The organism is Nocardia sp. NPDC004722 (genome assembly GCF_053601505.1).
This window is the reverse complement of the sequence record NZ_JBSGBY010000392.1, coordinates 1-8,031: the sequence shown is the minus strand read 5'-3', so window position 1 is coordinate 8,031 and position 8,031 is coordinate 1. Positions and strand designations below refer to the sequence as shown.

The 8,031-nt window shown below is 67.0% G+C and carries 6 protein-coding genes; 3 read left to right on the top strand and 3 right to left on the bottom strand.

Going from position 1 to position 8,031, the window contains the following annotated elements; all coding sequences use genetic code 11:
* Window positions 1-639, top strand: a 639-nt coding sequence (locus ACWELQ_RS30595) for a M23 family metallopeptidase (protein WP_452400501.1), incomplete at its 5' end; no start/stop codon positions are given.
* 74 nt (window positions 640-713) lie between these two features.
* Here the strand turns inward: ACWELQ_RS30595 and ACWELQ_RS30590 are convergent.
* A complete protein-coding gene (locus ACWELQ_RS30590; RefSeq protein WP_452400500.1) occupies window positions 714-1,307 on the bottom strand; it encodes a Uma2 family endonuclease in 594 nt (197 codons plus the stop codon).
* Window positions 1,308-1,715: 408 nt separating this feature from the next.
* Window positions 1,716-3,356, bottom strand: coding sequence for a glucose-6-phosphate isomerase (gene pgi / locus ACWELQ_RS30585; protein WP_452400499.1), 1,641 nt, complete (start codon window positions 3,354-3,356; stop codon window positions 1,716-1,718).
* A 108-nt stretch (window positions 3,357-3,464) separates the two neighbouring features.
* Between pgi and ACWELQ_RS30580 the strand changes: the two genes are divergently transcribed.
* Complete coding sequence (locus ACWELQ_RS30580; protein WP_452400498.1) at window positions 3,465-4,916, top strand: NAD-dependent succinate-semialdehyde dehydrogenase; 1,452 nt, start codon at window positions 3,465-3,467, stop codon at window positions 4,914-4,916.
* 159 nt (window positions 4,917-5,075) lie between these two features.
* On the opposite strand, the gene ACWELQ_RS30575 is transcribed toward ACWELQ_RS30580, so the two are convergent.
* The gene (locus ACWELQ_RS30575; protein WP_033085726.1) at window positions 5,076-5,381 is read right to left on the bottom strand and encodes a chorismate mutase; all 306 of its coding nucleotides are present in this window, start codon (window positions 5,379-5,381) and stop codon (window positions 5,076-5,078) included.
* 343 nt (window positions 5,382-5,724) lie between these two features.
* Between ACWELQ_RS30575 and ACWELQ_RS30570 the strand changes: the two genes are divergently transcribed.
* A partial coding sequence (locus ACWELQ_RS30570; RefSeq protein WP_452400497.1) for a UvrD-helicase domain-containing protein occupies window positions 5,725-8,031 on the top strand: 2,307 nt, incomplete at its 3' end.

Below are 8,031 nucleotides of genomic sequence, written 5' to 3'. Positions count from 1 at the left end.
GCCGCGGGCCAGGCCACCATCGAGACCGCCGGGCACGACAACACCGTCGACATCCAGGCCACCGGCCAGGTCAAAGAGGTCGCGGCCACCTCGGTGGTCGGCGACGGCGGCGGCACCGGTTCCCCGCAGGTGGTGAACCCGAACGCGCCCGCCAGCCTGGACCAGTTCAGCGACATCCTGGAGAAGGGCAAGCAGTTCGCCGCCGACATGGCGAACCAGGAGGCGATGAAGAACCGTCCGCTGTGGACGCGATTCGCCAACGGCACCTTCACTTCCGGCTTCGGCATCCGCTGGGGCGTCGCGCATCAGGGCGTCGATATCGCCGCCCCCATCGGCACGCCGATCTACGCGGTCGCCGACGCCACCGTGCTCGAGGCCGGTCCCGCTTCCGGTTTCGGCATGTGGGTGCGCCTGCTGCACGACGACGGCACGGTCACCATCTACGGCCACATCGACACCGCCACGGTCTCCCAGGGCCAGCGCGTCCTCGCAGGCGATCAGATCGCGACGGTCGGCAACCGCGGCTTCTCCACCGGCCCGCACTGCCACTTCGAGGTCTGGCTCAACGGCGTCGACAAGATCGACCCCCTACCCTGGCTGGCCTCCCGCGGCATCTCCCTCGGCCCCGAACGGGACTGACCCGCCCAGACACCACGAAGGCCGCCCGTCGAACCCGACAGGCGGCCTTCGCTTTCGACAGACCTCGCGCGCCGTCAGCTACGGTTCTTGCGCGGTGCGGCCAGCGCGTCCAGATCGATCGTCAGCTGGAACGGCTCGTCCACCTTCACGATCCCAGTCATTCGGGGCTGCATCTCGTAGCGGCCGCTGCTGCTCAAGGTGAAGATCGTGATACCCACGGATGCGTGCTCGACGTCGAGTAGATCGATCACCCAGTAGTGTGCGATGCCGTTCGCGGCGTACTCGCCCGCCTTGATGGAGTAATCCCGCAGTGCGGATTCACTCGACGAGCTGATCTCGACGGCAAGGGCGATCTGGTCGCTCCGAACCCGGGTCTGCTCGAACACCTCGTCTCGCGCCACCACCAGATCGGGAACGCGGCGCTGAGACTTCCCGACCGGCAACTCGGCGTCAATCTCCGGATAGGACTCCCACCCCTCTGGAATCTGATCCTCGAGCTGAATCGTCAAATTCTTGAGAACGCGGCTATGAGACGGCGCAGGGCGAGCATTCACGAGCAAGAATCCGTTCTCGATCTCGTAAACGAAGCTGTTATCGACAGGTAGAGCGTCGAATTCTTCCACGGTGATAGGCCGCATGTGCGGGTTCGGTGCCATCTCGACCGTCATCCTCGCCTCCGGGTTCACCCTCGCGATGCGTCGTAAGTCAACTTTCTCACCACATCATCGCACTGCACACAGTGCAATGAACGATAGTGCGGACTCGGCATCACACCGGTTCGATCGATGATCGACGGCTGCTCACCGCCAATCTGATCGAGCCCCTTCCATCCTCGGTCCGGCACCCGAGCGGGCTGCTCGCGGCGGCCGGGTCTATCGGGCGCTCGCGGAGGATCGCCCGCATCGCGCGGCCCTGTCCGGCCTCGAGCGGGCTTGGATCCTGCTGGGCGAGTACCAGAAGCCGGGCGGCTGGATTCTGTTGCCGTACGGGCAGTTCTGGGAGCCCGGGGCGGCGATCACCGTGCCGGGTAACGGCGGCGGGCGGGCTGGCAGCCGATCGATCGGGGACGGTGCCACTCAGTGGCGGTGGGTGCGGTACCAGGCGATGAGGGCGTCGGTGGAGGAATCGCCCTGGGGGGCGGGGGGTTCCGGGGAGGTCAGGAGGGGTTCGAGGGCCAGGGCTTGGGCCTTGCCGAGTTCTACGCCCCACTGGTCGAAGCTGTCGATGCCCCAGATCGCGCCTTCGGTGAAGACGATGTGCTCGTAGAGGGCGATGAGCTGGCCGAGTACCGAGGGTGTCAGTTGGGGGGCCAGGATGGCGGTGGTGGGGCGGTTGCCGGGCATCACCTTGTGCGGCACGATCTTCGGGTCGGTGCCCTCGGCGGCGATCTCCTCGGCGGTCTTGCCGAAGGCGAGCACCTTGGTCTGGGCGAACAGGTTCGACATCAGGATGTCGTGCATGCTGCCGGTGCCGTCGAGGGTGGGCAGATCGTCGGTAGGCTGGGCGAAGCCGATGAAGTCGGCGGGGACCAGCTGGGTGCCCTGGTGCAGCAGTTGGTAGAAGGCGTGCTGGCCGTTGGTGCCGGGCTCGCCCCAGAAGATCTCGCCGGTGCCGGTGGTGACCGGAGTACCGTCCGCGCGAACCGATTTCCCGTTCGACTCCATGGTGAGCTGCTGCAGGTAGGCCGGAAAGCGGGCCAGGTCATTGGAGTACGGCAGCACGGCGCGGGACTGCGCGCCGAAGAAGTTCGAGTACCAGACGCCGAGCAGGCCCAGCAGCGCCGGACCGTTCTCCGCCAGCGGCGCGGACTTGAAATGCTCGTCCACACGGTGCATTCCGTCGAGGAACTCCGCGAAGCGCTCCTTGCCGACGACCGCCATCACCGATAGCCCGATGGCCGAGTCCACCGAGTAGCGCCCGCCGACCCAGTCCCAGAAGCCGAACATGTTGGCGGTGTCGATGCCGAAGTCGGCGACCCGCTGCGCGTGGGTGGAGACGGCCACGAAATGCTTGGCCACGGCGTCCTCGCCGAGAGCCGCCACCAGCCAGCGGCGCGCGGCCGTGGCATTGGTGAGGGTCTCGAGCGTGGAGAAGGTCTTGGACGCGACGATGAACAGCGTGGTCGCCGGGTCGAGGCCGTGCAGCTTCGAAACCAGGTCCGCCGGATCGACATTCGACACGAAGCGCGCGGAGATTCCGGCGTCCGCGTAGTGCCGCAGCGCCAGGGTGACCATGGCCGGGCCCAGATCCGAGCCGCCGATGCCGATGTTCACGACCGTCGCGATGTGCTGACCGGTCGCGCCGAGCCATGCTCCCGAACGCACCTGATCGGTGAATTCGCCCATGCGGCGCAGGACTTCGTGCACATCGGTCTCGACATCCTGGCCGTCGACCGTGAGCGGCTGCCCGGACGGGCGGCGCAGCCACACGTGCCCGACGGCCCGATCCTCGGAGGTGTTGATGTGCTCGCCCGCGAACATGGCGTCCCGCCGCTGCTCGACCCCGGCGGTGTGCGCCAATTCGACCAGCAGATCGAGGGTCTCGCGCGTCACCCGATGCTTGGAGTAGTCGATCCGCAGATCCGCGACCTGAACGGTCAACTCGCCACCGCGCGCTGGATCCTCGGCGAAGAATTCTCGCAAATGCCGCCCACCGATGGAGGCGTGGTGGTCGTGCAGTTTCCGCCAGACCGCCGACGCGGTGATGTCGCTGCTCACCCGGGCGAGGTTACAACCTTCGAGTTACGACGCGCAGGTAACAACCGTGATTCGCGGGATTCGCGCAGCGCAGGAGTCAGATTCGAGGGTGAGGCATAGGCTGGCCACATGGTGAACGAAAGCGCCCTACTCTCGTCCATTCCCACGCAACTCTGGATCGGCGGACCGGTGGACGCCACGGGGGGTGCGACGTTCCCGGTACACAATCCGGCCACGGGTGAGGTGATCGCCCAGGTCGCCGACGCCACCCCCGATGACGCGGTGCGCGCGCTCGATGCGGCGGTCGCGGTGCAGGCCGAATGGGCCGCGACCCCGGCGCGGCAGCGCGGGGAGATCCTGCGGGCGGTGTTCGAGGCGATCACCGCGCGGGCCGAGGAGTTCGCGCTGCTGATGACCCTGGAAATGGGAAAGGCGCTGCCGGAGAGCCGCAATGAGGTGCGCTACGGCGCGGAGTTCTTCCGCTGGTTCAGCGAGGAGGCGGTGCGTATTCACGGCCGCTATCAGCCCGCCCCGGCGGGGACCGGACGGATTCTGGTGCACAAGCAGCCGGTCGGCCCGTGCCTGGCGATCACGCCGTGGAACTTCCCGCTGGCCATGGGAACTCGCAAGATCGGCCCGGCGCTGGCGGCCGGCTGCACGATGATCGTGAAGCCCGCGGGCGCCACCCCGTTGACCATGCTGCTGCTGGCCGAGCTGTGCAGCCGGGCCGGACTGCCCGACGGTGTGCTGTCGGTGGTCACCACCTCGCATTCGAGTGCGGTCACCGCGCCGCTGCTCAACGATCCGCGCCTGCGCAAGCTGACCTTCACCGGGTCGACCCCGGTGGGCAAGAAGCTGGTCGAGCAGTCCGCGCACGGCCTGCTGCGCACCTCGATGGAGCTGGGCGGCAATGCCCCGTTCGTGGTGTTCGACGACGCCGATATCGATGCGGCCGTGCAGGGCGCGGTGCTGGCCAAGCTGCGCAACGGCGGTGAGGCGTGCACGGCGGCGAACCGTTTCCACGTCCAGAATTCGGTTCGCCAGGAATTCACCGACAAGCTGGTGGCGGCCATGGCGGAGTACAAACTCGGCAATGGCGTCGAGCCTGACACCACGCTGGGCCCGCTCGTGAACGAGGATCAGCTCGACACCGTGAGCGAGCTCGTCGACGACGCGGTCTCGGCGGGTGCGCAGGTGCGGCTGGGCGGCAAGGCCCCCGGCGGCCCGGGCTGGTTCTACCCGGCAACCGTGCTCACCGATATCCCGCCCGCGGCCCGCATCCTGCGTGAAGAAGTGTTCGGCCCGGTCGCCCCGATCGTCGGGTTCGATACCGAGGAGGAGGGTCTGGCCGCCGCGAACAACACCGAATTCGGCCTGGTCGCCTACGTTTACACGCGCAGCCTGGACCGCGCGCTGCGGATTTCCGAGGGCCTGGAGACCGGCATGGTCGGCGTGAACCGCGGCGTCATCTCCGATCCGGCCGCGCCCTTCGGCGGCGTGAAGGAGTCCGGTTTCGGGCGTGAGGGCGGCTTCGAGGGCATCGAGGAGTACCTCAGCACCAAGTACATCGCCCTGCCCTAGGGAGAAAAAGAACCGCCCCGGGGTCGAAACACCCGGGGCGGCCTGGGGAAGCTACATCCGTGGCACGCATGCAGCTGTGGTCTATGTGGGGGCACGCCAAAACGCACACCGCTCGGTGTATCGGTCCGAGCAGTGCGCGGTGTTAACGAGAGATCTTGATCAGTGCCCCAACCGGCCGCGGCCGAGTCGGAGCAGGAGCATCGCCAGGGTGTGTCCCTCCTGGCCGAGCTCGCTGAAACGCTCCAGCACCTTCATCTCGCGGGAGTGCACGAGTTTCGGGCCGCCGTTGGCCATCCGCGTTCGTCCGATGATGCGCGAGACCTCGGTGCGGCGCTTGATGGCCGCGAGGATTTCGGCGTCCAGCTTGTCGATCTCCAAGCGCAGCTTTTCGATCTCAGCCTCGGAGGGCAGGGCGGAATCCGACCCGGTGGCAGACTCGGAATGTCCCGTCGTCGAGATGCTCATACTTTCAACTCCTCGTGGTCCAGAACGTCGATCGGCGGGTGGACCCATCCTGTTACCGATTGGTTCTTCACCAAGAATCAGACCTGTTGGCCAAGACAATCAAACCTGTTGGCCTAGACATTGTCCCCCCGGGTTCGGGCTCAGGTGCAATGCGTCGCCGTAGAGCCGGTCATCCGACGAGTGTGCCACGCGGGGTGACCTGAGCAAAACAGGTACATTTAGGAATCTGCTGAGTTTCCCGACCCGGTCGAGTTCACCGGAGATTCGCCGGACCGGCACTTATCGGACACCTGTGCGAACCCGGCCGTCGGCTGTCGGTGCGCGCCGGTAGCGTGGATGGGCGATGAATACGACGGTGGCGCAGGACGGGCAGAAGACCGAGCACACGCGGGGCAGCGAGTTGCTCGAGGGGTTGAATCCACAGCAGCGTGCCGCGGTGATGCATACCGGCACCCCGCTGTTGATCGTGGCCGGGGCCGGGTCGGGCAAGACCGCGGTACTCACCCGCCGGATCGCGTATCTGCTGGACGCGCGCGGGGTGCGGCCCGGCGAGATCCTGGCCATCACCTTCACCAACAAGGCCGCCGCCGAGATGCGGGAGCGGGTGGCCGGGCTGGTCGGCCTGCGCGCGGCGGGCATGTGGGTGTCCACCTTCCACTCCAGCTGTGTGCGCATCCTGCGCACCCAGGCCGGGCTGTTGCCGGGGATGAACTCGAACTTCTCCATCTACGACGCCGACGACTCGCGCCGCCTGCTGGGCATGATCATTCGCGATTTCGACATCGACGCGAAGAAGTACTCGCCGCGGCTGCTGTCCACCGCCATCTCGAATCTCAAGAACGAGCTGATCGACGCCGAGCAGGCCGCCGCCGACGCCGCGACCGAGGAGGCCGAGCTGCCGCGCCTGGTGGCGCGGGTCTACGACGAGTACCAGCGGCGGCTGCGCGCGGCCAATGCCCTGGATTTCGACGATCTGATCGGCGAGACGGTGTCGATCCTGCAGCGGCATCCGCAGGTGGCCGAGTACTATCGGCGTCGTTTCCGGCACGTGCTGGTCGACGAGTACCAGGACACCAACCACGCCCAGTACGTGCTGGTGCGGGAACTGGTCGGGCACCACCGCAATCTGTGGGGCGACGAGACCGACGACGCGGACACGCGCGATCAGATCTCGCCCTCGGAGCTGTGCGTGGTGGGTGACGCCGACCAGTCGATCTACGCCTTCCGAGGCGCGACCATCCGCAATATCGAGGAGTTCGAGCGCGACTTCCCGGATGCGGAAACCATTCTGCTGGAACAGAACTACCGCTCCACCCAGCACATCCTGACCGCCGCCAACGCGGTCATCGCCCGCAACGAGGGGCGTCGGGACAAGAAGCTGTGGACCGATCAGGGCGACGGCGATCTGATCGTCGGATACGTGGCCGACAACGAGCACGACGAGGCCATGTTCGTCGCCAAGGAGATCGACAAGCTGGTCGATCAGGGTGACGCCAACTACGCGGATGTGGCGGTCTTCTACCGCACCAACAACAACTCCCGCGCGCTGGAGGAGATCTTCATCCGCATGGGGCTGCCCTACAAGGTGGTCGGCGGGGTGCGCTTCTACGAGCGCAAGGAGGTCCGCGACATCGTGGCCTACCTGCGGGTGCTGGAGAACCCGAACGACGCGGTGAGCCTGCGGCGGGTGCTCAATACCCCGCGCCGCGGCATCGGTGACCGCGCCGAGGCGTGCGTGGCCGTGCATGCCGAGCAGCGCAATATCGGTTTCGCGCAGGCGCTGCGGGATGCGGCGGACAACAAGGTGGCGCTGCTCAATTCCCGTTCGGTGAAGGCCATTTCGGGGTTCCTGGATTTGCTGGAGGAGATCCGGGCGGCGGGCACGCAGGCCGATATGGATTTCCCGGATGTCGGTTCGGTGGTCGAGGCGGTGCTCGATCGCACCGGATACCGCGCCGAACTGGAGGCGTCCGACGATCCGCAGGACGGCGCGCGGCTGGACAACCTCAACGAATTGGTCAGCGTCGCACGCGAATTCAGTTCCGAGGCGCGCAACAATGTGGAGGCCGCGCGGGACGAGGGCATCATTCCCGAGCAGGCCGAGGGTGAGCCGGAGCCGGGTTCGCTGGCCGCGTTCCTGGAGCGGGTCTCGCTGGTGGCGGACGCCGACCAGATTCCCGAAGAGGGTTCGGGCATGGTCACTTTGATGACCTTGCACACCGCCAAGGGCCTGGAGTTCCCGGTGGTGTTCGTGACCGGCTGGGAGGACGGCCAGTTCCCGCACATGCGCGCGCTGGGCGATCCGACCGAGCTGCAAGAAGAGCGCCGCCTGGCGTATGTGGGCATCACCCGCGCCCGGCAGCGGCTGTATCTGTCGCGTGCGATCGTGCGATCGGGCTGGGGTCAGCCGGTGTCGAATCCGGAATCCCGTTTCTTGCAGGAGATTCCGGGCCATCTGCTGGATTGGCGGCGGCTCGAGCCAGCGCCCTCGCAGAGTTCCTCGGGGTTCCGTCGTCGCCGGGGCGAGGACGACGGCCTGGATCGGGATTGGACGCGCGGCGACGGCTGGTCGGAGGCGCGGCCGGGTCTCGGCGGCCGGGGTGATCGTCGCCCGGCTCCGGCGGCGACCGCGGGCGGCAAGCGCAACAAC

Bases quoted from the DNA above. Each gene is read 5' to 3' on its own strand.
- ACWELQ_RS30575 (WP_033085726.1), bottom strand. From the start codon at position 5,381: ATGAGCATCTCGACGACGGGACATTCCGAGTCTGCCACCGGGTCGGAT.
- ACWELQ_RS30590 (WP_452400500.1), bottom strand. From the start codon at position 1,307: ATGACGGTCGAGATGGCACCGAACCCGCACATGCGGCCTATCACCGTG.
- ACWELQ_RS30580 (WP_452400498.1), top strand. From the start codon at position 3,465: ATGGTGAACGAAAGCGCCCTACTCTCGTCCATTCCCACGCAACTCTGG.